This is a genomic window from Sandaracinus amylolyticus, from assembly GCF_021631985.1.
Classification (GTDB): domain Bacteria; phylum Myxococcota_A; class Polyangia; order Polyangiales; family Sandaracinaceae; genus Sandaracinus; species Sandaracinus amylolyticus_A.
Map to the genome: position 1 here is coordinate 8,645,551 of NZ_CP070225.1, position 26,344 is coordinate 8,671,894.

Genomic DNA, 26,344 nt, shown 5'->3' on the forward strand with positions numbered 1-26,344 from the left:
ATACGCCACCGTATGGACCATACGCTACCGTACGGAGGGACACCTCGCATCACCGCCGGGGGGCTGCTCCTGGTCATCGCGTCGCTGCACCAGCTCGTCGTCGTCGCGATCGGCGCGGGGCTCGTCGCGACGTCGGGGACACCGCTGCTCGACATCGTGCGCGCCGGGGTGCTCGACGCGATCGACGGGGACCTCGGTCGCGCGACGATCGCGTGGTCGCTCTTCTTCGGGTTCGCGCTCGCGCTCGCCGGTGCGCTCGCGCGCTCGATCGAGCGGCGCGGCATCGCGCTGCCGCGCTCGTTCGCGGTCGGCCTCGCGTCGCTCTGCGGGCTCGGGATCGTCGTGATGCCGGTGTCGGGCTTCTGGCTCGGCCTCGTGCCGGCGTGGCTCGCGTGGCGTCGCGCTGCGCGCTGATCACGCGGCATCGGAGGAGCGCGCGGCCTCGAAGCGGTGCTCCTCGGAGACGAGGCACGCCGCGCTCCCGCCCGCGCGATGGAACTCGTCGAGCTCGAGCGCGAGGGGCTCGTATCCGAGCGACGCGAGCGCGCGCTCCACGCCGGGCGCGCCCTTCGCGAGGATCACTCGGCGTCCGATCGTCACGAGGTTGAGCCCGAAGCGCAGTGCCTCGTCGCGCGCGACCTCGACCACACGACGGGCGCGTCGCCACCGCCGCAGCGCGCGCAGGCTCGGCGGCGCGAGCGCGTCGGGGCACACCAGTAGCGTGCCGTCGGGCAGCGCCGCGAGCGCGGTGTCGAGGTGATAGAGGTGCGCGTCGACGAGCTCGAGCGCGAGCACCTCGAGGCCGCTCCACGCAGCGAGCTCGCGCGCCGCGGCGGGCTCGCTGCGGAAGCCGTGGCCGAGCACGAGCGCACCCCCGGCGCGCACCACGTCGCCCCCCTCGAGGTGATGGCGCGCGCGATCCACTTGGTATCCGTGGCGCGCGAGCGAGCGGGCGCGCGCTGCTTGCTCGCGGGCGCGCACGGCGTGGCGCGGGCGGCACAAGAGCGCGCGACGGCCACGCGCGGTGCGTGCGAGGACGGCGTTGTCCTTCGCGAACACACAGTCGAAACAACCGCGCACGAACGGGTGTCGCCGCACGTCTGCCCCGCTCGCGACGAGGGCGCGCACCAGCGTTTCGTGCTGGGCGCGCGCGCGATCGAGCGAGGTGCTGCCCACCTGCATGTGCGGGTTGATCCTCCAAGCGACGCAGTAGGCGGCGTGAGGGTCGTCCGGCGGCGCGCTCGCGTCGTGGACGTCGCTGACGAAGAAGCGCTGCATGCGCGCGCACACCATCAGCTTCCATGCCCGGCGGGCTGGTCACGGCGGGGCGATGTGCCTCGGATTTTCCGAGTTTCTCCATGATTTCCGTGCGGCATCGAGCTTGCTGACTCGTGGCGCTCATGCACGTCATCGAGCACCGACGCGAGGACACGCGCGCGAGCCGCGACGAGCTCTCGCCCGATGCGCTCCACAGGCTGCTCTCGGAGCTCAACGCGCGGCGGCTGCGCCCCGCGACGCCCGACACGCCGCCCTTCTTCGAGCGCGATCATCGCCTCGCGGAGATCGAAGAGCGCTTCCTCCAGCGCGAGCGCGCGGCGATCGCCGAGCGCGCGCGACTGGCGCCGACGAGCCCCGACGAATTCGTCGCGTGGCTCGAGTCGCTCGAGGAGTCGGGACCGGGGCAGCACGATCCGCTCTTCGACTGGCTCGCGAACGACGCGGACCTCGCGTCGATGCGCTGGTTCCTCGAGCAGGAGCTCGCGGGCGAAGCGGGCTTCGACGATCTCGTCGCGCTCACGCAGCGCAAGATGGACGTCACGCCGAAGCTCGAGCTCGCGCGGAACTACTGGGACGAGATGGGCGTGGGGCACGAGGACGGGATGCACGGCCCGATGCTCGGCCGTCTCGCGCAGGAGCTCGCGCTCGATCCCGTGAAGCGCCCGATCGTGTGGGAGTCGATCGCGCTCGGGAACCTGCTGATGGGCCTCGCGTACAACCGGCGCTACGCGTACCACTCGGTCGGCGCGCTGGGCGCGGTGGAGCTGACGGCGCCGGGGCGCTGCGCGCTCGTGGAGCAAGGGCTCGCGCGGCTCGGGGTCAGCGGTGCGGCGCGTCGTTACTACGCGCTCCACGCGGTGATCGACCGCAAGCACTCGGAGCGCTGGGATCGCGACGTGATCCGGCCGCTGGTCGCGAAGGACGCGCGGATCGGGCGGTGGATCGCGGAGGGCGCGCTGATGCGGCTCGAGGCAGGACGGCGGACGTTCGAGCGATACCGGCGCGAGCTCCGCCCGACGTTCTGATCTGTCGCTTGGCGCGGCGAGGCCGCTCGCGCACACTCGTCGCGATTGCTGCGAAGAGCCTCGCTCGCGCTGGCGCTCGTGACGTCGATCGCGTGCTCGGAAGGGCCCTACGTGATCGGCGAGCAAGGACTGCCGCCCGCGCGGTACTGCCCGACGGGCACCGATTGTCGCGGGCGCTTCGAGCTCCCGCTCGGGCGCTCGGGCACCGGCGTGTGGGGCGATGGGTGGACCGCGGGCACCACGAGCCGCGCTCCTTCGCTGCTCTTGCGCGGCGAGGACGCGACGACGACGCGATGGGCGGCGCGTACCGGCGGCGCGCTGGTGAGCACGGATGCGATCGTCGGGCGGCGCGGGCCGTTCACCGATGCGACGCGCGCGGTCGCGATCGCGCCCGGGTTCACCAGCGAGGGCGCCCTGGCGCGGATCGGCTCGAGCGATCTCGTGGTCGAGCTGGTGCTGCGCGCCGCGGCATCGAGCGAGGTGCTGCGCGCGGAGAGCGAGTCGCGCTCGATCGTGGTGCGCAGCGACGACCAGCGCGTGCTCGCGCTGCAGATCGGCGAGGCCACGATCGCGACGCGGCCGCTGATCGAGGGCGCGTGGTACCACGTCGTGTTCGAGCTCCACGACGATCGCGCGTCGGTCGTGCACGTGAACGGCGTCGCGACGGACGCGACGATGATCGCGCAGGGACGCGAGGAGCCCCACACGATCGTCGTCGGTGGCGCGGGGAGCGCGCGGCTCGCGTGGCTTGCGATCGTGCCGCTCGGTGATGCGGTGCTCGAGGCGGGCGCGCTGCGCGAGCGCTTCGCGGCGCTCACCGGCGTGCTGCCTTCGCTCGCGGGCGGAGGGCCGCTGCCGATCGAGATGACGCGCGAGGGCGAGGCGTTCCTCGATCTCGTCGAGGACGCGGGCGCGCGGCGGCTGCACCTCGTCGGCGAGGACTGGCCGCGCATCGCGTGCCGCCCCGATGCCGCGGGCGAGCTCTTCTGCGGCTATCTCTCCGAGGCGCGCGCGCGGCGCGGGACCTACGTGCCCCTCGATCCCGTCGCGTTCGAGGCGGTCAACGCGAGCGTCGTGCACGTCGACGAAACGCGATCGATCGGCGAGGTGGTCCCGATGGGCGCGGTGCGCGGCGCGCCGGTGAGCGGGAAGCACGGCGTCGCGGTGGTGCTCGAGCACGGAGGCACGACGACGTTCTCGTTCTTCGCGCGCGCCGTCGGCGCGGGCATGGTCGAGGCGAGCATCGAGGGCGCGGGCGTGGCGCGCGTGGATCTCGACGCGCAGCTCGTCGTCTCGAGCGACCCCGCGATCGAGGTGCAGCTCGACGACTGGGGCGCGGGCGTGACGCGCGTCGCGCTGGTCACCCGCGATCTCGCGGACGGACAACATCGCGCCGAGATCGTCGCGGTCGTCGGCGGCACCACCGAATTCCTCGGCGACGACTCGACGCTCTTCGAGGTCGCGGGCCTGCAGCGCGAGGGCAATCGCATCTCCCCGAGCAGCCTCGTGTTCGACGTGCACGGCGACGATCAGCTCGCGTTCGCGGCGACCGACAACGTGCCGAGCACGACGTCGGGGCACATCCGCGCGCGCGCGCTCACTGCGCCGGTCGGGCGCCTGCACGACCAGGCGATGCTCAACATCAGCGAGGGCGCGAGCCCGGGCGATCAGATCAACCTCTACGTGACGATCTCCGGCAGCGTGATCTTCGCGGCCTCGCAGGACGACGTGATCCGCTGGCTCATCCCGAGCATGGTGAACATCGACGGGCACGCGTTCGACGTCGAGGCGTCGTGGGACGCGGAGAGCGCGCGCCTCGTGATGGGCGGCATCGACGATCGCCGCGGTGTCGACGAGAGCATCGCGTCGGGCCGCTACGATCGCCTCGCGATCGGGTTCACCGGGAGCACGAGCGGGCCCTTCGACGGGCTCGTCGGCGCGATCGGGATCGGGCCGTGATCGCGTGAGCGACGCTTTTCGCAACCAGGGCGCGCCGCCCGCCCCACTCACCGGGCAGGATGCGCCGAGGCACGAGATGAGCGCGACGGCGACGGTGATGACCGAGGCCTTCGTGCGCCCGACGTTCCAGGAGGTGTACGCCGCGCACTTCGACATGGTGTGGCGGCTCGCGGCGAGCCGTGTGCCCGCCGCTGCGCTCGACGACGTGGTGCAGGAGGTCTTCCTCGTCGTGCACCGCAAGCTGCCGGAATTCGAGGGCCGCTCGAGCGTGCGCACGTGGCTCTACAGCATCGTGCGATGGGTGGTGCGCGACTACGTCCGGCACCTCGGTCACCGTCCGATCGGGGCCCCGCTCGACGAAGAGCCGGCGGGGGAGGGCGAGTCGCCCTCGGACGCGCTGGCGCGGAAGCAGGCGCTCGCGGTGCTCGACGAGGCGCTCGAGAAGATGACCGAGGATCAGCGCGAAGCGTTCCTCCTCATGGAGGTCGAGCAGATGACGAGCCGCGAAGCCGCGGAGATGCTCGAGGTGAACGACAACACGGTGCGCACGCGGGTGCGTGCGGCGCGTGCGATCTTCGCGGCGGCGGTGACGCGCTTCCGCGCGCGACAGCGTTGGGGGGAAGGCCATGGATGAGCTCGGGCCGGGCGCACGGGACGTGCTGCGGGTCGCGCGCGACGCGAGGACGCCGAGCGCCGAGGATCGCGCGCGCGTCGAGCGGAAGCTCGCGGCGGCGATCGCGATCGGCGCGGGCGCGGCCGTCGGTGGCGCCGCGGGGAGCGCGGCCGCGAGCGGGGCGGGCGCAGCTGCGGCGGGCGCGGGCGCCGGCGCGTGGCTGGTGAAGGGCCTCGGCGCGATGCTGGTGGTCGGCGTGGTCGGCGCCGGCGCGGTGGTCGCGACGCGCACCACGACGACGCCGTCGCAGGAGCCGGCGCACGAGGTGATCGCGCCGCCGGAGGTCGCCCCGGTCGACCTCGAGGAAGCGCCGATCGAGCCGCCGCACGAGGAGATCGCGGCCGCGGAGGAGCAGGTGGTCGACGCGCCCGAGGCGCCGCGCCGGGCACGGCGTCGCGCGGCTGCGACGTCGTCGTCGGAGGATCTCGCCGAGGAGCTCGAGCTGCTGCACTCCGCCCAGCGTGCGTGGCGCGCGGGTGACGGGGCGCGCACCCTCGCGCTGGTGAGCGAGCACGAGGATCGCTTCGCGCGCAGCCAGATGGCGCCCGAGCGCACGGCGCTGCGCATCCTCGCGCTGTGCGACGTGGGACGCGAGGCCGAGGCGCGACGTCTCGCGACGCGATTCTTGCGCACGGCGCGGCAGTCGCCGCTGCGGCGCTCGGTCGAGGAGAGCTGCGCGGCGCGGTGAGCGGGCTGCGCACGGTTGCGTGTGCAACTCTCACGGTTGCGTGCGCAACCGTGCTCGTCGTGCTGCCCGCGCGCGCGCAGGAGCTCCCGCTCGAGCTCGCGTGGAGCGCGCCCGAGGAGTGCCCCGACGCCGACGCGGTGCGCGCGGAGCTCGCGCGCATCGTGGTGATCGAGCCCGGTCGTGCCCCCTCGACCCTGCGGGCCCGGGGGGTGATCACCGAGGGGCGCGACGGATTCCGGCTCGTGATGACGACCGAGCGCGACGGTGAGCAGGGCCGCCGCACGCTGGTCGCGGAGACCTGCGGCGATCTCCTGCGCGCGGCGACGCTGGTGCTCGCGCTCGCATACGGAGAAGGCGTCGCGCTGCGCACCGACGAGCCCGAGCCGCCGCCACCGCCTCCTCCGCCCCCGCCGCCCCCACCACCACCACCTCCTCCGCCCCCACCGCCGCCGCCTCCCCCGCCTCCGCCGGTCGAGCCCACGCCGCAGGGCGGAGTGCGCTTCACCGCGGGGCTCGAGCTCGGCGCGTCGTGGGGCGTGCTCCCCCAGGCGTCGTTCGAGGGCGCGCTCACCGCGGAGATCGGCGAGCCCTGGTGGCGGGTGCGACTGCGCGCGGCTGCCAGCCCCGGCGCGCCCGAGCCGATCAACGACACCACCAGCGCGTCGTTCTATGCGCTGGCGATCGGGCTCGAGGGATGCGCGGGGGCACCGGTCGACGTGCTGCGGGGCGAGGTGTGCCTCGGCGCCGTGACCCGCGGCGTGCACGGCGCCGCGACCGGGACGACCGATGATCGCGAGGCGTGGGCTCCGGTGGTCGCGCTGCGGGGCGCGCTCGGGGTCGCGGTGATGATCGGCAGCGTGGAGCTGCGGTTGATCGGCGGGCTCGAATGGAGCACTTCGCGACCCCGGTTCGACGTGACCGGCCTCGGCACCGTGCACCGTGTCGGCGAGATCGTCGCGAACGGCGCCCTCGGGATCGCGTTCACGCCCTGATCGATCTTTTTTCGCAACCAGCGCGAACCGGTCGTCCCACTCACCGATCGAAGCGCAGGTCGAGATGGGATCGGCGAGCACACGCGCCTCCACGCGCTCGTCGGTCCCATCTCGATCTCGCGTGCGCTCGCTCTCGAAGGAGGCGCGGATGCGTCGCTGTCTCGTCACGATCTGTCTTCTGCTCGCGTCGTGCGTCGGCTCGCTCGACTCGAGCGCTGCGGGGCCGCGCGGACTCGCCCCGGTCGAGGTCGACCCTGGGCACCGTCCACCGCAGCGCCTCAGCAACCGCGAGTACGACCAGACGATCCACGATCTGGTGGGCACCTCGCTGAGCCCCGGCGCGACCTTCGTCGCGGAAGAAGAGCACGGCTTCGATCACATCGCGGAGGCGCTCGGCGCGACGCCGACGCAGGTCGAGAGCTACCTCGACGCGGGCGAGACGATCGCCGCCGACGTGTTCGCGCGCCCCGAATTGCGCTCGCGCATCGTCACCTGCGACGTCGCGGCCGAGGGCGCGGCGTGCCTGCAGCGCGTGCTGCGCGACTTCGGTCTGCGCGCGTGGCGCCGTCCGCTCCAGGACGACGACGTCCAGGCGCTGGTGAACCTCCACACCGACGCGGTCGCGCTCGGGCTGAGCCCCGACGAGGCACTGCAGCACGTGGTCGCGACGATGCTCGCGTCGCCGCAGTTCCTCTATCGGCTCGAGCTCGATCACGCGCCGGGCGACACCGCGCCGCAGCCGCTCGACGCATGGGAGCTCGCCTCGCGCCTCTCCTACTTCTTGTGGTCGACGATGCCCGACGCGCGCCTCTTCGAGCTCGCGGAGAGCGGCGCGCTGCTGGAGCCCGAGATCCTCGACGCCGAGGTCGACCGCATGCTCGACGACGAGCGCGCGATCGCGTTCGTGCAGGGCTTCGCGGGGCAGTGGCTGCGCACCGCGCGGCTGCGCAGCCACCGCGTGCTCGACGAGATCTATCCGCAGTTCGACGAGCCGCTGCGCGCCGCGATGAGCGCCGAGGCGGACGCGTTCTTCCTCGAGCTGGTGCGCAACGACGCGGTGCCGGTCACCGAGATGCTCACGAGCGACGCGCACTTCGTCGACGCGCGGCTCGCGCAGCACTACGGCGTCGACGGCGCGTTCGGCGACGCGATGGAGCGCATCACCATCGCGGACCCCGAGCGCCGCGGCGTGCTCGGCCTCGCGGCGGTCCTCACCGTGACCTCGTACGCGCACCGCACCTCGCCGACGCTGCGCGCGAAGTACGTGCTCGGCACGCTGCTCTGCGACGAGCCGCCGCCGCCTCCGCCGCTGCTCGAGATCCCCGACCTCGACGGCGACGAGGCCGCGAACGAAGCCGCCGCGCTCGACAACGTGCGCGAGCGCCTCGAGCTGCACCGCAGCAACCCGCAGTGCGCCGGCTGCCACGCGATCATGGACCCGATCGGCCTCGGCCTGGAGCGCTTCGACGCGATCGGCGCGCTGCGCGCCACCTATCCCAACGGCGATGCGATCGACGCGCGCGGCACGCTGCCGAACGGCGTGTCGTTCGACGGGCTCGGCCAGCTCGCTCAGGTGATCGCCGACGATCCGCGGTTCGAGCCCTGCGTCGCGCGCACGATGTACGTGTACGCGCTCGGCCGTCGCGAGCAGTCGACCGACCCCGGGCAGCTGCGCGCGATCGAGACGCGCTGGCGCGCCCAGGGCACCTCGATGCGCGCGCTCGTGCACGCGATCGTCTCGTCCAACGCGTTCCGCAACCGCCGCGCCGAGCCGCGCGCCACCCGCTGAAGGAGGTCGCTTCGATGTCGCGCTTCTCTCGTCGCGTGTTCCTCGCCGGCGCCGGTGTGACCCTCGCGCTGCCGTGGATGGAGAGCCTCTCGGGTCGCGCTCGCGCGCAGACCACGGCGCCCAAGCGCTTCCTCGCGATCTACTTCCCGAACGGCGCGGCCGCGCAGTACTGGCCGTCGCGGGGCGCGGGAAGTGGGGACTCGTGGCAGCTCTCGCCGATCCTCGAGCCCCTCGCGCCGCTCAAGGCGAAGACGACGGTGCTCACGAACCTCGAGAACTACACGGCGATGCAGGGCGATCCCTTCGTCGAGCCGAGCCACGCGCGCTGCACCGGCGCGTTCCTCACCTGCGCGGACTCCGACGCGCTGCGCGACGAGCTCGGCGTCGAGGTCGCGAACGGCATCTCGATCGATCAGGTGATCGCACGCAGCGATCTCGGTCGGCTGACGCCGATCCCGTCGCTGCAGGTCGGGCTCTCGACGCTCAACTCGTTCACCGACGGACGCCACGGATCGCTCTCGCGCAGCGTGTCGTGGGCCTCGGAGACCGAGCCGCTCTACAAGGACGTGAACCCGCAGTCGGTGTTCGATCGGCTGATCGCCGCGGGCGCGGGCGACGGTGGGCTCGATCCCGAGGCGCAGGCTGCGGCGACGCGCCGTCGAATGCTGCGACGCAGCGCGCTCGACTACCTCGGCGATGCGACCACGCGGGTGCAGCAGCGCCTCTCGGTCGCGGATCGTGCAGCGCTCGATCAGTACCTCACGTCGGTGCGCGAGCTCGAGCGTCGTGTCGCGTCGATCGGCGACGGCGTGACCCGCGCGATGTGCGAGCCCGTCGAGCGCCACGGCGAGGCGTACGGCGTCGACGCGGTGCCCGCGGACTACGATCGCGGCGAGCACGCCGACGTGATGAACGACCTCGTCACGATGGCGCTGCAGTGCGACTCGACGCGCGTGATCTCGTACATGCTCGACGATGCGCGCAGCGACTTCGTCTACAGCCATCTCACCAACCGCACGTTCAGCGACACCGGCTCGGTCGCGGGCAGCGGCTCGGTGGGCGGTTATCACGGGCTGCAGCACGCGGGCGACAGCAACGACGGATACGCGACGATCAACTGGTGGCTCACGCAGAAGGTCGCCGATCTCTGCCAGCGTCTCGACGCGATCCCCGAGGGCGAGGGCACGGTGCTCGACAACACCGTGGTCGTGTTCGGCAGCGGGATGCACGGCAGCAACCACGACGCGAACGAGCTGCCGATCGTGTTGATCGGCGGCGGCGGGGGCACGCTGCGGGGCGACCAGCACATCGTGTTCCCCGCGACGCCGGGCGATCGCCCGCTGCGCGATCTCTACTACACGCTGCTCACGCAGACGTTCGAGCTACCGGTGACGAGCTTCGGCTCCCACGTCGGCGGCATCCCGAACCAGCTCGTCGCGGAGATCCTCCGATAGTGCGGCGCGTGCTCTCGATGCTGGTGCTCGTGCTCGCGGCGTGCGACGGAACGCTCGCCGACGATCGCGACGCAGCAACGCCCCGGAACGACGCGTCGTCGCGCGCCGACGCAGCGGTCGAGGACGACGACGATGCCGCGATCCCGATCGACGACGAGGACGCGAGCACGCCTGGGTCGGACTCGGGCACGCCCGGCGCGCGCACCGTGCGGGTCGACGGTCGCCGACTGCTCGTCGACGGCGCGCCCTACGAGATCCGCGGCGTGTGCTGGAACCCGGTCGCGCGCGGCCGCACCCAGCCCGCCGACTTCGCGGGCTTCGTCGACACCGACGCGCCGCTGATGCGCACCGCGGGCATCAACACGATCCGCACCTACGACGCGATCACCGACACGCGCGTGCTCGACGTGCTCGACGCCCACGGCATCGCGGTGTTCCAGACGGTCTACGCATGGGGCGGCGATGCCGAGAGCGCGGCCCTCGATCGGGTGCGCGCGACGATGGGCCATCGCGCGGTGCTCGGCTGGATCGTCGGCAACGAGTGGAACTACAACGGGCTCTACACCGGGCTGCCCTTCGATCAGACCCGCGATCGGCTCGAGCGCATCGCCGGGATGATCCAGGCGCTCGATCCGTCGCGCCCGGTGATCACGATCTACGGCGAGGTCCCGAGCGCCGAGACGATCGCCGCGATGCCCTCGATCGACATGTGGGGCCTCAACGTCTATCGCGGCGCGACGTTCGGCGATCTCTTCACGCGCTGGGCCGCGCTGAGCGGTGCGCCGATGTTCGTCTCGGAGTACGGCGCGGACGCGTGGGACGCGCGCGACGGAGGCCGCGAGAACCTCGCCGCGCAGGCCGAGGCGACGCGCCTGCTCACCGAGGAGATCCTCGCGTCGTCGACCGCGCGGCGGGGCGACGGCATCGTGCTCGGCGGCACGATCTTCGAGTGGTCCGACGAGTGGTGGAAGGACCAGTCGGGCAGCCCCGACGTGCACGACATCGGCGGCATCGCGCCGGGCGGTGGGCCGCACCCCGATCGCACGTTCAACGAGGAGTGGTGGGGCGTGGTCGACATCGATCGACACACGCGCCCGGCCTACGACGCGCTGCGCGCGCTCTACGCGCCCTGAGCGCCGGCGAATACGACATCGTGAGCGCATGTCGATTTGCGTGATCCGGCATTTTTCGCGCTAGACGAGCCGAGCGCTTCGCTTATCCTCGCGCGCCCCGAGCACTCGAGCTCGGGACTGCCGCGGAGGACCGCTCGTGCCATCTCGTTCCCTCAATCGGTTGTTCGCCCTGACTCTGCTGCTGCTCGGCGCCTGCGGTGGAGGTGGCGGCGGCGGTGGCGGTGGAGACTCGCCGCGCGGTCCCGGCGAGTACTGCGCGACCCCCAGCGAGTGCACGACCGGAGTCTGCGACCAGTGGCAGTGCACCGACACGTGCACCACCGACGCCGACTGCGCCGCGCTCGGCGCGCTCGATCGCTGCAGCGCGTTCGGGTTCTGCGTCGAGACCTGCTCGCCCGAGCGCTCGGAGGTGGGCGCCGGGCTCATCTGCGTCGATGGCGATCAGGTCTCGTGCGCGGCGCTCGACGACAGCTATTGCGACCTCTGCGACAGCAAATGCCCCGGACAGCGATGCGTGCCCGAGATGGGCTGCGCGCCGCTCGCCGACGTCGGTGAGGAGTGCGGCGCAGACGCCGACTGCCGCACTGGCAACTGCAGTCGATTCCGCGGCGTCTGCCGCGTCCCGCTCGAGACGCCGTGCGACGAGACCAACTGCGACATCTGCCTCACCGACGAGAGCGGGTGGAGCTACTGCAGCCGCGACTGTGGCTTCGACGAGGGCGACGACGACTGCCCGGGCAACCGGTGCCTCGGCCGCCTCGAGCAGAACATCTTCTGGTGCCGCCCCGACTGCGGCGCGAGCTGCCCCGGTGAGTGCCGGTTCTCCTCGGACTCGAGCATCCAGTACTGCGACCCGCAGATCGGCGCGTTCGCGATGGAGAGCGAGCCGCACCGCGAGCTCGAGCCCTGTCGCTTCGCGTCGGAGTGCGGCGAAGGCACGTGTGTCGCGGCTCCGTCCTGCGACTCGCGAGTCGCCGAGTGCACTGGGAGCCGCGGGTTCTGCTCCGACGTGTGCGCGTCCGACGCCGACTGCGGCGCCGCGGGTCGCTGCGTCGATCTGCCGTGCTCGGGCGCCGACACGAGCGAGTGCGGGCCCCGCTGCCTGCCGGCGTGCGACGGGACCTCCGACTGCAACGAGCTCGGCGACGCCTCGTGTCGCTCGGTGCCCGGCGTCTCGGGCACTGCGGTGTCGGTGTGCGATCCGAGGAACGAGGAGGGCGCGCGCTGCCGCTCGGGCGACGATTGCACGTCCGGCACCTGTTCGAGCCAGGGGCGCTGCACCGCGAGCGGCGGTCTGCCGAACGGCTCGTCGTGCGCGGCGCCGAGCGACTGCGCGTCGGGCAACTGTCAGTCGAGCACGTGTCGCGGCACCGCGCTGCGGGGCGATCCGTGCTCGACGCCGTTCGATTGCAGCGTCGGAACCTGCGTCAGCGGGATCTGCGACTGACGCGCGCCGCGACGAGCGCGATCACCACGAGCGCGAGCCACTCGGCGCGCGCTCGCGTCGTGCTCGGCGACACCGCGCACGAGCTGCTCGACGCGGGCGGCATCGGGGTGACGCCCGCGTCGACCACCGGGGGCGGGCCCGCGTCGGGCTCTTCGGGCGCGGGCGGGATCACGGGATCGTCGATCTCGCCGAGCGGCGGACAGCGGGTGTCGTCCTCGGTCGCGCACGAGACCTGGAACGTGTGCTCGTGCGCGATCGTCGTGCTCGATCCGTCGACCAGCATCGCGCCGCTCGCGAGCGTCGCGACGTAGGTCTCGCCCGGCGCGTAGTCCGCGCTCGCCACGAAGCGCACGAGGCGCGAGACGCCGCCCCACCGCGTGTAGCGCAGCTCGAACCCGTGCGGCGCGCCGAGCGAGTCGACCAGCGTCGCGCTCGCGCCGTCCTGCTGCACGCCCTTGCCGAGCACCAGCGTGACCCAGCTCGCGACGCTCGCGTGATCCGCCTCGCGCAGCCGGCGCGGCGCGTCGGGCCATGCGTGGATCACGAGCTCGCTCTCCTCGAAGCGATCGTGGAGGCGCTCCCACAGCGCGAGCATGTAGCGCGCGGTCGGCGTGATCTCCGCGTAGAGGCTGCCGGCGACCGCGGGGTCCATGTAGTGCTCCGCGGTCCACGGGATCTCCGGGCGATAACGCTCGCCGTTGCTCTCCGCGATCGTCGGCCCGATCGTGTCGTTCACGTACGCGCCGCGGACCCGGCGCACCTGCGACTGGATCAGGTCCTCGTCGATCTCCGCGCTCTGCGGCAGCGACGCGTAGAGCGGGAGCAGATCGGCGATCGGCAGGTACTCGCTGGGCGTCATCCAGAAGTAGCCGTCCTGCACCAGGAAGCCGTCGGTGCCGGGATCGGTCGCGTCCTGTCCGTGCCCGTCGCGCTGCTCCGCTTCGTAGAGGAACGTCGAGTCGAAGAGCTCGTCCTGGAGGCCGTGCGACGCGCATCCCATGAGGAACGCGACGAGCATCCGCTCTTCCTTCGTGTCGTAGGTCGGGCCGTACGTCGTGCGCACGCGCTGCACGAAGTCCTCGATGAACGGCTCCCAGTGCGCGTGCTCGCCATAGGCGCGCGCCGCGTCGCTGCCGAGCGCGTAGCCGGTGTCGGGGAACATCGCGCCCGCGAGCGCGGCCTCGCGCACGTCGGGATCCTCGAAGACGTCGCGCAGCTCGCCCGGTGGAAGGTTCGAGATCGCCCATCCGGTCACGTGCACGTGACCGTGGAGCCCGTGCGCCGAGGCGGCGCGAGGTGTCGTGGTGATCATCGCCAGCGCGATGCCGGCGACAGCAAGCCATCGAAGCGGGTCCATCGTTGCTCCCCCGCGACGCCGAGCGCGCCGCGCGCGCGATGGTCGTCATGAAGTGGTTGCGCCCGCAAGTGACGTCTCCGGGGCGAGGTCTGCGTCGCCGCACGAGTAGGATGCGAGCCGATGCGACCCGATGGCCTCGCCTGGACCCGCGCCCAGCGGAAGAAGCTGCGCAGCCCGCTCCACCCTCACCCGTTCGATCCCAAGGATCGCGTCCTCGCGGCCGACGTGTGCTGGCGCACGTTGGTCGACGGCTTCCGCGCGGGCGCGCGCCTGCGACGACGCCCGGCGGAGGGCGGCACACCCGCGCTGCGCGAGGCGATCGCGCGCGTCTACGCGAGCTTCGAGTCGGGCGCCCCGCCCACGACCTTCGATCACGACGACGAGCTGGTCCGCGCTGCGATCGCGCTCGTCGATCGCGAGCCCCCCGATCTCCACGACGAGCGGATCACGCGCGCGCTGGTCGGGCTCTGGGCGCAGTCGGCCGGCGTCGCGTTCACCGTCGAGCTCCTCGCGCGCGAGAGCGGCTTCGCGACCGCCGGCGTGTACTCGCCGATGACGTACTTCGAGCTCACGCTCGAGCCGCGGGACCGCGGCATGCACTTCCCGCTGCGCGAGGTGCAGTGGTGGTCGGCGCTGCGGCCCCACGTCGTCGCGCTGGATGCTCGGAGCGAGCAGTACGTCGCTGCGCGCATCGCGGCCGAGGCCGTGCGCGCCAAGGGCGATGCCGCGACGCGCGCGGGGTGCGCGCTCGCGTTCCCGCGCGAGCCCGAGTGGGCCGCGGCGGACGCGCGCGAGTGGCTCTCTCGCGTGCAGCACGGCGCGCTCCCGTGGTCGCCCCCGAGCTGGGCGATCCTCGCGTCGCTCCACGACGTCGAGCTCGCGCAACAGATCGCGCGCGCGTCGGGCCCGCAGTGGGGCCACCTCGCCGCCGACTACGCGTTCGACATGGTCGACGTGCTCGGAGAACGCGCCGCGGGCCCGCTGGCGACCCTGCTCGAGCTGCCGCGTGGCGCGCCGGCGCGGAAGGCGCTCGTCGCCGCGCTCGTGCTCGCCGATCCCGACGCCGCGCGCGCGCTGCACGACCGCACGTCGGATCCCGCGGTGCGCAAGGCGCTCGCCGCCGCCCTCGGCTGAGCCGGCTCTCTCAGCCTCCGCGGAGCCGCGCGAGCAGCGCGTCGGCGAGATCGACCGCCTCGTCGTGGGCGACCGGCGCGCGATCGTCGTGCTCGACCTTCTCGATCAGCGCCTCGGGCAGCCCTTCGAGAAAGCGGCTCGGCGTGAGCGGGATCTGCTTGCCCCGCATCTCGCGACGGATCGGGCGGCACAGATACAAGCGCTCCTGGGCGCGCGTGACGCCGACGTAGAACAGACGACGTTCTTCTTCGACGTCGGTCGGCGCGGCCTCGGTCACCTTGGGATCGGTGGTGCGCGAGTGCGGCAGCGTGCCCTCGTTCAATCCGATCAGGAACACGACCGGCCACTCGAGGCCCTTCGATCCGTGCAGCGAGGAGAGCGTGACCTTGTCGCCGGTCTCCTCCTCCTCTTCGCTGAACCGCATCGTGATGCGGTGCAGGAACGTCGCGAGCGAAGGCCGCTCCTTCGCCTCGGTCTTCTCGTAGCGCTCGATCGCGCGCAGCACGTACTCGACGTCGCCCCAGCGCTGCTGCTGATCCTTGTCGCCGCTCTCCTTGAGCTCGCGCACCAGGCCCACACGATCGAAGAGCGAGAGCGCGCTCGCCTGCAGGTTCGTGCCGGTCGCGAAGCGCTCGCGCGCCTCCGCGAGCCCCGCCGCGAGCTGCGCCGCGCCCCGCTTCGCGGCGTCGGGCACCTCGGGGATGTGATCCATGCGGAACACGGCGTCGTAGAAGGGCACGCCCTTCGCCATCGCCCAGCGCTCGACGCGTGTCACCGTCGTGTCCCCGATTCCGCGTGTCGGGTAGTTGAGGATGCGCCGCAGCGAGAGCTCGTCCTGGCGGTGCACCACGCAGCGCAGGTACGCGACCGCGTCCTTCACCTGCTTGCGATCGAAGAACTGCGTGCCGCCGTAGACCTGGTAGGGCACGCCCTCGACGCGCAGCTCCTCCTCGATCGCGCGGGCCTGCAGGTTCGAGCGATAGAGCACCGCGACGTCGCTCGACTTGATGCCGTGATCGGCGCGCAGCCTCCGGATCTCCTTCGCGACGAAGCGCGCCTCCTGCTCGATGTCGCCGACCTGACAGAGGCGCACCATCTCGCCGCCGTTCTTGGTCGCGCGCAGCACCTTGCCGAGGCGGCGCATCGACGAGCGACCGATGGCGGCGTTCGCGATCTCGCAGATCGGCGCGCGCGAGCGGTAGTTCTGCTCGAGCTTCACGATCGTCGCGCCCGGGAAGAACTGATCGAAGTCGAGGATGTTGCTGACCTCGGCGCCGCGCCATCCGTAGATCGACTGATCGTCGTCGCCGACGACGCACACGTTCGAGCGCTCGTTCGCGAGCAGGCGCACCAGATCGAGCTGGACCTTGTTGGTGTCCTGGAACTCGTCGATCAGCATGTAGCGGAAGCGCTCGCGCCACTTCTGCCGCACGTCCTCGCGCTGCTTCAGGAAGCGCACCGGCGCGAGCACGAGATCGTCGAAGTCGAACGCGCGCATCGAGCGCAGCGCGGCCTCGTAGTGCGGATAGACGTCGCGCGCGACCTCGTCGTACTCGCCGCCGCCGCTCTTCGGCACTTCGTCGGGGCCGAGCGACTTGTTCTTCCACAGCGAGATGCGGGCGTGGACCGACCACAGATCGAGCTTCCGATCCGCGAGCCCCTCGCGCTTCACGATCTCGCGCACCAGGCCCAGCGCGTCGGCCTGATCGAAGATGACGAAGCGCGCGCGCCCGTCGCCGGTCTCGCCGAGCATCGTGCGCGCTTCTTCCTGGAGGAAGCGCACGCCGAACGAGTGGAACGTCGAGAGCCAGAGCTTCTGCGCGCGCTCCTTGCCGACGAGCGGCGCCATGCGCTCGGCCATCTCCTCGGCGGCCTTGTTGGTGAACGAGACCGCGAGGATGCGATCCGGTGGCACCATCCGCTCCTTCACGAGCCGCGCGATGCGATGCGTGATGACGCGCGTCTTGCCCGAGCCCGCCCCGGCGAGCACCAGGAGGGGCCCGTCGTCGTGGGAGACCGCTGCCGACTGCGCCTCGTTCAATCCCGGGATGAGCCGCGTCATGAGCGGGCCAGGGTTAACCGAGCGCTGATCGTCCGTCCAGCGCGCCGAGCATCGCGCGCAATCGCGCCCAGATCCCGCGCGATCCTGCGCGGCGCTTCCGTCGCGCGTCGACCCACGCGCGCTTCGCACGCAGCACGTGGCGCGCCCGCTCGAGGTGCACGTCGTGCGGCGCATCGCCGTCCGCGAGGAGCGCGCGCACGATCGCGTCCTGACGATCGCGCAGCGCCGACCGATCCGTCTCGCTCGCACGCGTCGCCGGCGAGCTCGACGTGCGCGAGACGACCTCGCGCGCCGGGCACGACGCGAGGATCGCCGCGATCGCGTCGAGCTCCGCGTCGAGCTCGTCGCGCCTGCCGAAGCCGTCGTCGCGCTCGAGCAGCAGCGGCAGCGGACCGGTGCGCGCGAGGACCGCGGCGAGCGTCCCGAGCGGGCCCTCGCCGACCGGATGCGCATGGGTGTCCTGATAGAAGCCGTGCCTTCGCTCGCCGCCCGCGACGTGCACGTACACGATTCGATCGAGCGGCAGCGCATCGAGGAAGGCGCTCACCCGCGCGCCGTGGTTCTCGACGTCGGCGTGCAGGTTCGACGCGTCGAGCAGGAGCAGCGCGCCGGTGCGCGCGCAGAGCTCGGCGAGGAACGACGCGACCTCCATCTCGCGCTCCGGCCAGGTGAAGAGGCTCGCGATGTTCTCGAGCGCGAGCGGCACCCGCAGCACGTCCTGCGCGCGCTGCACGTTCTCGGCGACGATCGCCAGCGCGGCGCGCGTCGGCGGCACCGGCAGCAGGTGCTCGGTCTCCAGCCCCGCGCCGCGCACGAACGCGACGTGCTCGCTCACCAGCGTGCTCCCGAGCCGCGCCCGCACCTGCGCCAGGCGATCGAGGCGCGCGCGATCGGGCGGATCGGCGCTGCCGAGCGCGAGCGAGACGCCGTGCGGCACGACCGGCACGCCGCGCTCGAGGAGGCGCTCGAGCGCGCGCGGCAGCGGGCCCCGCACCGGCACGCTCTCCGCGATCACCTCGGAGAACGCGAGCGTCGCGCGCTGCTCGCACGCCCACGCGGTCTCGGGTCGCCATCCGAGCCCGACGCCGATCGGCAGGCGGGTCTCAGTCCAGCTGGAGTGCTCGCTGGCGGAGGGCCCGCACGGGAGCGTGCGGCCCACGCGGACGGCAGGGCCCTGCGCCGGCGACCCGATGTTGGACACGCTCTCAGTCACCGCCGCCACCACCACCGCAGCCCCCGCATCCGCCACCACCGCCATCACCACCGCCACCGCAGCTGCTGCCCCCGCCGCAGCTGCTGCCGCCGTGGTCGTGGCTGCTCGAGCACGAGTGCGAGTACCCGCTGTCGCCGAAGGACCACGAGTGAGTGGACGGAGACGGAATCGCGAGGGCCCCGATCGGCGAGAGCAGGCCTCCGAGCGAGCCCGGGCCGAAGATCGCGCTGCCGAGCACCAGCTCGTCGTCGGTGAGCTGCTGCGGCGCGTGCTCGAGCGTCGGGCGCAGCGCGGCGTTGTGCTCCTCGAGCATGCGGAGCGCCGCATCACCGCGACCGGTGCGCGCCGAGCGCACGTCGATCGCGAGCATCGCGAGCGACGCGACGACGAGCATCACGAGGAAGAGCACCGGGCGATGGTGCGCGATGCCCATCGCGATGCGGGCCGTCCCGATGCCGAGCAGCACGAGCGTCGGCACCCGCAGCAGGAGCCGTCGCCCCCGCAGGTCGCGGCGCGAGAGCACGAGGCCCTGCGACACCAGGCTCCCCTCGATCGCGGCGAGCTGATCGCCGCAGCGCGCGACGATCGCCCGGAACGTGCTCGCGGACGCGCGCACCACCGCCAGCACCGCGCGCTCGAGCGCGCTCGCGCTCTCGATCGGGCGCGCGCTCTTCCGGTACACGCTCGCCCTGGGATCGGAGGGCGCCTCGGGCTCGCCGACGAACGTGCTGCCCTCGATGCGCGCCCATCCGCGGTGGACCAAGGACGCGAGCGCCGCCGCGATCGCGCCGCGCGCGCCGTCGCGCAGGTACGCGATCTCGAACGGATCGAGCGCGCGCACCGAGCGCTCCGCGGGCACGTCGTGGGGCGCACGCGCGAGCCGGTCGCGCGCCCAGAGCGTCAGCGCGAGCACCATCGCGGCGAGCGCGACGTAGAAGAACAGGAACTGCGGTCCGACCAGCGCGAAGGGGCTCATCTCGTCACCTCTCCAGTGCTGCGATGTCGATGCGGCGAGACCGTCGTTGCGCCCACGAAGGCCCCGCGGGCTCCGAGTATTCCTGGCTCGCGCCCCGGCAGGGCGCCGCCTACCATCGCGACGCACGGCGGAGGCGCCCCATCATGGACCCAGCAGAATTCGAGAAGACCTTTGACGCCGATCACGACGAGGCGCCGGCCGAAGCGCCGCGAGGATTTCGCGACATCCGGACGCGCGCGCTGATCGCGCAGATCGCGCTCGCGATCAACCCGCTCCTCTACCTCGTGGTGCTCGGCATCGGGGTCGCCGACGTGATCACGTCCGCCGCGTCGGGCGCGCCGACGATGTTGGGCGACGACTTCGCGGCGGCCGCGAACGTCGTGGAGCTCGTGGTGCGCTTCGGCACCGCGGTCGCGTTCATCGCGTGGCTGCACGGCGCGAGCACGAACTCGTACCTGCTCGCCGAAGAAGCGCCGGAGCACGGCCCGAGCCTCGCGATCGGCGCGTGGTTCATCCCGTGTGTGAGCTTCTGGCTGCCGTACCAGGTCGTCAGCGAGATCGATCGGAGGAGCGATCCCGAGAGGCTCGGCCACACCTCGGGGATCGTGATGGCGTGGTGGGCCGCGTGGGTCGCCACGCTGCTGCTCCTCTACGTGGCCGCGGTCACCGAGGGCGCGATCGCCGGGCTCGTCTGGCTCGCGCTCGTCGCGCTGCAGGTCGCGTCCGCGACCCTCGCGATCCTGGTGATCCGCCGCATCCAGAAGAACCAGATCGCGCTCTCGACCCGCGCCGACGCGCACGCGATCGCCGCGCAGTTCGCCTGAATACACTTTCTTGCGAGCACGGAATCGAGCAGTTGGATCGGACTCGCGACCCACCGAGAATGGACGCGCATGCGTTCATCCTCTCTCTGGGTCGCGACATGGGTCGCGTTGCTCGTCGCTTGCGGCGGCGGCGGCGACGGAGCGGAAGGTCCCACCGGGCCCGCGGGCCCCGAAGGTCCAGAAGGACCGACGGGACCGCAGGGCCCGATCGGCCCGATGGGTCCGCAGGGCGAGCAGGGCGCACAGGGCCCACAGGGCGAGCAGGGCGAGCAGGGCCTCCAGGGTCCCCAGGGTCCGCAGGGCCCCGAAGGCGCGATGGGCGCGATCGGCCCGATCGGCCCGATCGGACCCCAGGGCCCCGAGGGCGCGCAGGGTCCCCAAGGCGACCCGGGCCCCCAGGGTGCGACCGGCGCGACCGGCGCGACCGGCGCGACCGGCCCCCAGGGCGAGCCCGGCGCGATGGCGATCTACGGCGACGGCTCGGCGGGCGATCTGATCGTCCGCTCCACCGACCCCCCGCGCTTCTTCACCAGCGGCTTCTCCTCGCTGCCGAACGGCGCGAACCTGATGTTCCGCAACGTGCAGATCGACGGCACCGTGATCGTGCCGAGCGGCATCGTGATCCGCGCGACGGGCAACATCACCATCGGCAGCGCCGCCATCCTCGCGGTGCAGCAGCAGCTGACGGACGTCGGGGACAACGCGCCCGATCGCGGGATCGCGCAGTCGGCCGCGGGCGGCGCCGAAGGTGGTCGCGGCACCGGCATCGCGCGCGCCTCGATCGTCTCGCGTGCCGACGTGGTCGGCGGCGGCGGCGGCAGCCGTCCCGTCAACAATCCGCTGGTCACCGGCGGCGAGGGCGGCGGGCGCATGATCCTCGCCGCGCGCGGCACCGTGACGATCAACGGGACGATCGAGCTCGAGGGTCGCAACGCGAGCACCGCTGCGGCCATCGCGACCGCCGGGGGTGGCGGGGGTGGTGGCGGCGTCCTCACGATCGTCTCGCGCGGCACCATCACCTTCGGCCTCAACGGCTTCGCTCGCGCGCGCGGCGGCAACGGCGCGAACGGCGCCGCGGGCGCGGCCGGCGTCGTCTACGGCGCCGGTGGTGGAGGGGGCGGCGGGATCGTCCAGCTGCTCTCCACGGCTCCGCCGGTGATCGCGAACACCGCGAACCTCCAGGTCGCGGGCGGCGCCGCCGGCAACACCGCGGGCACCGGCGCCGCCCTCGTGTCGGGCGGAGGCGGAGGCGCATCGGGCGGCGACGGCGGGGACGCCACCCGCTCGACCGCGGCGTCGGGCGCGGCGGAGCCCGGCACCGCGGGACACGTCGTGACGATCGTCGCCGCGCAGCCCGAGCTCCTCTTGTTCTGACGCGTGCTACGACGCGCGCGCCATGAAGAGAGCTGCATCGAGGTTCTTCGTGTGGATCGCCCTGATGGGCTGTGGTGGCGCGGCGACGAGCCCGGCCCCGCAGATGCCAGCGCTCACCGCGCTCGACGACGCGCGTGGTGGTCGGCTCTTCGATCACTGGGCGCGTGAGCTCGGGCGCACCGACTTCGTGCCCGACGCCCGCGCCACGGCGGGCGTTCCCGACGGCCAGGGTGGTCCTGCGAGCGACGGAACGCTGCGCCTCGCCGACGGGCGCGCGCTGCTCAACGACGGCGGGCACGACTACCGGCTCAAGAACCTCTTGGGCTGGGATCTGCGCGGTCGGGCCGGGCTCTACGGCCCGGCGCACATGAACAAGCCGTACGTCGTCGCGAGCGACTCGCTGGCGTGGCCGGGCTCGGTGCGCGAGGTCGCGGATCGGCTGGAGCGCGGCGAGGGCGATCTGCCGGCGTACGGCGACGTGCTCGAGCGCCACGAGCTCGAGGAGATCGCCGCGTTCGTGGTGCGCATGCGCGACGGCGAGCTCCCGCGTGCCGAGGACGTCTTCGCGCTGACGAGCCCCGACGCCGGTCACTACGCGCTGCGCGAGGGCGCCGACGGAACCCGCGGCGTGCTGCTCTACGCGGAGCGCTGCGCGGACTGTCACGGCGACGACGGCACCGCGATCCTGTTCGACGACGGCGCGTACTCCCTCGGCTCGCACGCGCGTCAGAAGGCGTACGAGGACTGGCTCAAGATCCTCAACGGCCAGCCCGGCTCCCCGATGGGCCGCCAGGTGCGCGGCGAGACCGCGGCCGAGATCCGCCAGGAGATCCTCGACATCCTCGCGGCGCTCTGCGACCGCCAGATCTTCCCCCGCGGCGAGGCGAGCGCCGAGGACGTCCCCGACGGCGACCCCCGCTGCGGCGCGTACCTGCACTGATTGGAGCGGCGTCCTCGCCGTCGTGGTCGCGGTCGTCGTCGGCGGTTCCTGCCGCCGAAGCCCTCCCGACGCGCCGTCGCACGCGTTCTGCACCCGCCGAGCCCGCCCGACCCGCCGTCGAGCGCGATCCACCGCGGGGAAAGCCGTTCGAAGCGCGCTCGATCGCGATCCACCGCGGGGGAAGCCGTTCGAAGCGCGCTCGATCGCGATCCACGCCCGTGGAAGCGCTTCGAGCCGCGCTCGATCGCGATCCACGCCCGTGGAAGCGCCTCGGCGGACGCTCGGAGGTGATCTCCCGCCGCGAGTGCGCCTTCTTGGCTCGCTCGGACGCGATCCACGCCGGTAAATCTCAATTCGGGGTCACCGAATTGAGATTTACGCCGGCAAATCTCAATTCAGGGACGCCAGATTGGGACTCGGCCCCCAAAAATCTCGATCCAGGGACGTCCGATCGGGTCTCGCGCCGGGCGCACCTGATCCTGCGTCCAGTCGTCCGCCCGGCGCGCTATCGTCGCGCCCTCCGCGATGATCCGGCTGTGTTACTCGAACCGCACCGAGCACCTGGTGCGCGCGCTCGCGACGCGGATCGCCGAGCGCGCCGACCCACTCGAGGCGGTCACGATCGTCGTGCCCAACCGCCCGATGGAGCGCTGGGTCGAGATGCAGCTCGCGTCGCGGCTCGGCATCGCGGCGAACCTGCGCTTCGTGCGGCTCGAGCGCTTCGTCTCGGAGCGCCTGTCGCGCGAGGGCGCGCCGAAGGTGCTCGAGGGCGCGGCGATCGAAGGACGCCTGCTCGCGACGCTGCTCGAGCTCGACGCGAGCGATCCCGAGCTCGAGCCGGTGCGGTCCTATCTGCGCGCCGCGGGTGACGAGCCCGATGCGATCGCGCGCCGCGCGGTGCAGCTCGCGCGACGCCTCGCCCGCTCGTTCGAGGAGTACGGCTTCTCGCGCGCGAAGATGATCGAGGCGTGGTCCAAGGGCGCGCTCGAGCTCGAGGGCACTCCGCTCGAGGGCACCGCGTTCGCCGCGACCGAGCGCTGGCAGCGCGCGCTCTTCCTCGCGGTGCGGGCGCGCGGGGACGTGGCGCTCGAGGCGATGACGCTCGCCGATGCGCTCGCGGCCGCGGTGCCCGAGAGCGCGGCGAGCGAGGCGCACGTGTTCGGCGTCTCGTACGTCGCGCGCATCTTCCAGCAGGCGATCGCGGCGCTGGGCGCGAAGACCGCGCTCCACGTCTACGCGCTCAACCCGTGCGAGGAGTTCTGGGAGGACGCGATCAGCGACGCCGAGGCGCGGCGCGCGAAGCGCCGGGCCCGAGCGCGCGGCGAGCACGATCCCTATGCGCTCGAGAGCGACGTCGACAACGCGCTGCTGCGCGCGTGGGGCCGTCCGGGTCGCGAGCACGTCGCGATGCTCGACGAGCTCACCGGGTTCGACGCTCACGCGTCGTTCGACGAGCCCGGCGATGCGACGCTGCTCACGCGGATCCAGTCGGCGATCCTGCATCGCGCGCCGATCGAGATCGGCGAGACGATCGGCGACGGCAGCGTGCAGCTCCTCGCGTGTCCCTCGATCCGCCGCGAGCTCGAGACCGTCGCGACCGAGATCTGGTCGCTGATCGACGGCTCGACGAAGAGCGAGCGGCCCTATCGCTTCCACGAGATCGCGGTGCTCGTGAACGGGCCCGATCGTGATCGCTACCTGCCGCACCTCGAGGCGGTGTTCGCCGAGGCCCACGATCTGCCGTGGAACGCGGCCGATCTCGCGCTCGCGGCGCGCTCGCGGGTCGCCGACTGCGCGCTGCGGCTGATCGATCTGCCCGCGTCGTCGTTCACGCGCGCGGCGCTGCTCGAGATCCTCGCGCACCCGCTGGTGCTCGCGCGCTGGCCGGATGCCGATCCCGCGCGGGTCGCTGCGCTGTGTGATCGCCTCGGCGTGTTCCACGGGATCGATGCGCGCGATCATCGCGGCACGTACCTCGAGGGCAGCGGCCTCGTGCACTGGGATCAGGCGGTGCGGCGGCTCGCGCTCGGCGTGGTGATGGAGGGCGGCGGTCGCTTCGACATCGACGCAGTGCCGCTCTCGCCCGAGCCGATCGCGGGATCGGACGAGCTCGGCGGCGGGCTCGGATTGCTGGTGCGATCGCTGGCGTCGGACGCGCGGTTCGCGCGCGGCGCGTCGATGTTGCCCAGCGAGTGGGCGCGCTTCTTCGAGGCGTTGCTGCGCAGCTATCTCGTGGTCGGCGAGGGGCCCGAGGAGAGCGAGCTGCGTCGTTGTCTCACTGCGCTCGCCGAGCTCGCGAAGCGCGATGCGGGCGTGCGCGTCGGGTACTCGGTCGCGGCGGAGCTCGCGCGCGCCGAGCTCGAGTCGTTGCCGGCGGCGCGCGGTGTGCCGCTCGGCGATGGCGTGGTGGTGGCGTCGCTCCTGCCGATGCGGGCGATTCCGTTCCGCGCGATCTTCGTGCTGGGGCTCGGAGAAGGGCGGTTCCCGGCGCGCGAGCTGGAGACCGGGCTCGATCTGCGGGCCGCGGGGCGCAAGCCGGGCGACGTGTCGATCGACGAGCGTGATCGCTACACGTTCCTCGAGACCTTGCTGTGCGCGCGCGATCGGCTGGTGCTCTCGTGGGTCGCGCGCGACGAGCAGAGCGGCGAGGCGCGTCAGCCTTCGTCGGTCGTGAGCGCGATCGAAGAGGCGGTCGGCGCACCGCTTCCGCGCCGCACCCCGACGCTGCGACGTCACGACGAGCTCGCGGACGATGCGATCCGCGCCCACGCGCTGCCCGCCGCGGCCGACGAAGCGCGGGCGCGGATCGAGGGCGCGCCCCACCGTCGTGCGCTCGCGGATGCGCGCTTTCCCGAAGCTGCGCTCGCGCTGCTGCCCGAGAGTGATCCGCGTCGCGCGCTGCTCGCGATGCCGCGGGTCCCGCCGCGCGCCCGGGACGTGGAGGACGAGCCGCGCGAGCGAGTGTCGATCGAGGCGATCCGCCGCTTCCTCGAGTGTCCGATCCAAGGGCATGCGCGGCTGGTGATCGGACAGGACCAGGACGACGTCGATGCGGCGGCGGAGGACGAGCCATTCGAGGTCGCGCGCACCGAGCGCGATCGCGTGCTCGAAGAGGTGTTCCTCGCCGCGCTCGATCGCGAGGACGATGCGATCGACGCGATCTATCGCGAGCGGATCGCGCGCAGCGCGGCGCGGGGCGCGTGGCCGATCGGCGTGCTCGCGACGCTGCGGCGCGACGAGGACCGCCGTGATCTGCTGGCGTGGCGGCGCGGATATGCGCGGTTCCCCGCGGGCACCCGGATCCATCGAGTGCGCTTCGGGGCGACGGTGTCGCGCGGCGAGGTCGTGATCGAGCGACCGCACGAGCCGGTGGTGGTGCCGCTCGGGTCGGATCACGTCGAGGTGATCGGCGCGACGCGATGGCTGCTCTCGACCGGCGACTCGCTGCGCACGACGACGTCGACGCGGCTCGAAGGGCAGGGCGAGCGCGCGCGCGTGGAGCAGCTGAGGTACGCGCTGCGGGCGTTCGTCGATCACGCGGTGCTCGCGGCGTCGGGGATCTCGAGCGGCAACACGCGGCGGGCGTGGGTGCTCGATCGTTGTGATGGAGGCCCGCTGGTCGTGCAGCTCGCGCCGATGCGCAAAGAGGCGGCGGCGCGCTGGCTCGCGGGCGTGCTCGACGATCTGCGCGAGGGCCCGCACGGCGTGTTCCTCCCCTGCGAGGCGGTGCTGCGCAGCGAGGCGCTCTTCACGCGCGGCCACGACAACCCGAGCGAAGAGCTGGCGCGCTCGATCGAGCAAGTGCGCACCAAGTGGGACGGTGGCTCGTCCCGCTTCGGCCCGGTGCGCGACGCCGCGCTGCACCCCGCGCCCGAGCCCAAGAGCGCGCTCGCGCTTGCGAGCCGCAGGTTCCGCGCGTTCTTCGATCACCTCCGCGGCATCAAGAGGGCGCCGTGAGGCGAGCGGGCCGGCCGCGGCCCGAGCGCGAGCCCGGTCGATCATGCGCGGTGTCGCAAGACGGTCACC

General features: G+C 72.6%; 20 protein-coding genes. 15 read left to right on the forward strand and 5 right to left on the reverse strand.

What is annotated here, in order from left to right:
* Positions 1 to 12: 12 nt before the first annotated feature.
* Entirely contained in the window at positions 13 to 414 is a 402-nt protein-coding gene (locus tag I5071_RS36700; RefSeq protein ID WP_236518018.1) for a DUF6463 family protein, read from the forward strand.
* On the opposite strand, the gene I5071_RS36705 is transcribed toward I5071_RS36700, so the two are convergent.
* Positions 415 to 1,278, reverse strand: coding sequence for a dimethylarginine dimethylaminohydrolase family protein (locus tag I5071_RS36705; protein ID WP_236518019.1), 864 nt, complete (start codon positions 1,276 to 1,278; stop codon positions 415 to 417).
* 122 nt (positions 1,279 to 1,400) lie between these two features.
* Here I5071_RS36705 and I5071_RS36710 point away from each other — a divergent pair, with 122 nt between their 5' ends.
* The 9 genes from I5071_RS36710 (at position 1,401) to I5071_RS36750 (ending at position 12,438) form a co-directional block, all read left to right on the forward strand.
* Positions 1,401 to 2,303, forward strand: a complete 903-nt coding sequence (locus I5071_RS36710; protein WP_236607717.1) for an iron-containing redox enzyme family protein — start codon at positions 1,401 to 1,403, stop codon at positions 2,301 to 2,303.
* Positions 2,304 to 2,348: 45 nt separating this feature from the next.
* Entirely contained in the window at positions 2,349 to 4,262 is a 1,914-nt protein-coding gene (locus I5071_RS36715; RefSeq protein ID WP_236518020.1) for a hypothetical protein, read from the forward strand.
* Positions 4,263 to 4,338: 76 nt separating this feature from the next.
* On the forward strand, positions 4,339 to 4,896 hold the full coding sequence (locus I5071_RS36720) for an RNA polymerase sigma factor (RefSeq protein WP_236518021.1): 558 nt from the start codon (positions 4,339 to 4,341) through the stop codon (positions 4,894 to 4,896).
* Positions 4,889 to 5,623, forward strand: coding sequence for a hypothetical protein (locus I5071_RS36725; RefSeq protein WP_236518022.1), 735 nt, complete (start codon positions 4,889 to 4,891; stop codon positions 5,621 to 5,623). Before I5071_RS36720 ends, I5071_RS36725 begins: the two co-directional genes overlap by 8 nt.
* A 50-nt stretch (positions 5,624 to 5,673) precedes the next feature.
* Positions 5,674 to 6,615, forward strand: coding sequence for a hypothetical protein (locus tag I5071_RS36730; RefSeq protein WP_236518023.1), 942 nt, complete (start codon positions 5,674 to 5,676; stop codon positions 6,613 to 6,615).
* A 148-nt stretch (positions 6,616 to 6,763) separates the two neighbouring features.
* Positions 6,764 to 8,404 carry a DUF1592 domain-containing protein gene (locus I5071_RS36735; RefSeq protein ID WP_236518024.1) on the forward strand — a complete coding sequence of 547 codons (1,641 nt, stop codon included), beginning with the start codon at positions 6,764 to 6,766 and terminating at the stop codon, positions 8,402 to 8,404.
* 14 nt (positions 8,405 to 8,418) lie between these two features.
* On the forward strand, positions 8,419 to 9,858 hold the full coding sequence (locus I5071_RS36740) for a DUF1552 domain-containing protein (RefSeq protein WP_236518025.1): 1,440 nt from the start codon (positions 8,419 to 8,421) through the stop codon (positions 9,856 to 9,858).
* Between the two features lie 17 nt (positions 9,859 to 9,875).
* Entirely contained in the window at positions 9,876 to 10,991 is a 1,116-nt protein-coding gene (locus I5071_RS36745; protein ID WP_236607718.1) for a glycoside hydrolase family 2 TIM barrel-domain containing protein, read from the forward strand.
* Positions 10,992 to 11,151: 160 nt separating this feature from the next.
* Positions 11,152 to 12,438 carry a hypothetical protein gene (locus tag I5071_RS36750; RefSeq protein WP_236518026.1) on the forward strand — a complete coding sequence of 429 codons (1,287 nt, stop codon included), beginning with the start codon at positions 11,152 to 11,154 and terminating at the stop codon, positions 12,436 to 12,438.
* On the opposite strand, the gene I5071_RS36755 is transcribed toward I5071_RS36750, so the two are convergent.
* Positions 12,419 to 13,795 carry a zinc dependent phospholipase C family protein gene (locus tag I5071_RS36755; RefSeq protein WP_236518027.1) on the reverse strand — a complete coding sequence of 459 codons (1,377 nt, stop codon included), beginning with the start codon at positions 13,793 to 13,795 and terminating at the stop codon, positions 12,419 to 12,421. The genes I5071_RS36750 and I5071_RS36755 overlap by 20 nt on opposite strands.
* Positions 13,796 to 13,915: 120 nt before the next feature.
* On the opposite strand from I5071_RS36755, the gene I5071_RS36760 reads away from it, so the two are divergent.
* Positions 13,916 to 14,929, forward strand: a complete 1,014-nt coding sequence (locus I5071_RS36760) for a hypothetical protein (protein ID WP_236518028.1) — start codon at positions 13,916 to 13,918, stop codon at positions 14,927 to 14,929.
* Positions 14,930 to 14,939: 10 nt separating this feature from the next.
* On the opposite strand, the gene I5071_RS36765 is transcribed toward I5071_RS36760, so the two are convergent.
* From I5071_RS36765 to I5071_RS36775, 3 genes are read right to left on the reverse strand one after another with little or no spacing between them, the layout of a single operon-like run.
* Positions 14,940 to 16,991 carry an ATP-dependent helicase gene (locus tag I5071_RS36765; protein WP_236518029.1) on the reverse strand — a complete coding sequence of 684 codons (2,052 nt, stop codon included), beginning with the start codon at positions 16,989 to 16,991 and terminating at the stop codon, positions 14,940 to 14,942.
* 13 nt (positions 16,992 to 17,004) lie between these two features.
* Positions 17,005 to 18,192, reverse strand: a complete 1,188-nt coding sequence (locus tag I5071_RS36770; protein WP_236518030.1) for a DUF692 domain-containing protein — start codon at positions 18,190 to 18,192, stop codon at positions 17,005 to 17,007.
* Positions 18,193 to 18,196: 4 nt separating this feature from the next.
* A complete protein-coding gene (locus I5071_RS36775) occupies positions 18,197 to 19,180 on the reverse strand; it encodes a TIGR04222 domain-containing membrane protein (protein ID WP_236518031.1) in 984 nt (327 codons plus the stop codon).
* 143 nt (positions 19,181 to 19,323) lie between these two features.
* Between I5071_RS36775 and I5071_RS36780 the strand changes: the two genes are divergently transcribed.
* The 4 genes from I5071_RS36780 (at position 19,324) to I5071_RS36795 (ending at position 26,275) form a co-directional block, all read left to right on the forward strand.
* On the forward strand, positions 19,324 to 20,004 hold the full coding sequence (locus I5071_RS36780) for a DUF4328 domain-containing protein (RefSeq protein ID WP_236518032.1): 681 nt from the start codon (positions 19,324 to 19,326) through the stop codon (positions 20,002 to 20,004).
* Positions 20,005 to 20,073: 69 nt separating this feature from the next.
* Positions 20,074 to 21,378 (forward strand): hypothetical protein, encoded by a 1,305-nt coding sequence (locus tag I5071_RS46900; protein ID WP_329611106.1) that lies wholly within the window; start codon positions 20,074 to 20,076, stop codon positions 21,376 to 21,378.
* A gap of 22 nt (positions 21,379 to 21,400) precedes the next feature.
* Positions 21,401 to 22,318: a hypothetical protein gene (locus I5071_RS36790; RefSeq protein ID WP_236518033.1), complete on the forward strand. Its 918-nt coding sequence runs from the start codon at positions 21,401 to 21,403 to the stop codon at positions 22,316 to 22,318.
* 525 nt (positions 22,319 to 22,843) lie between these two features.
* Positions 22,844 to 26,275 carry an exodeoxyribonuclease V subunit gamma gene (locus I5071_RS36795; RefSeq protein ID WP_236518034.1) on the forward strand — a complete coding sequence of 1,144 codons (3,432 nt, stop codon included), beginning with the start codon at positions 22,844 to 22,846 and terminating at the stop codon, positions 26,273 to 26,275.
* The last annotated feature ends 69 nt before the right edge of the window (positions 26,276 to 26,344 follow it).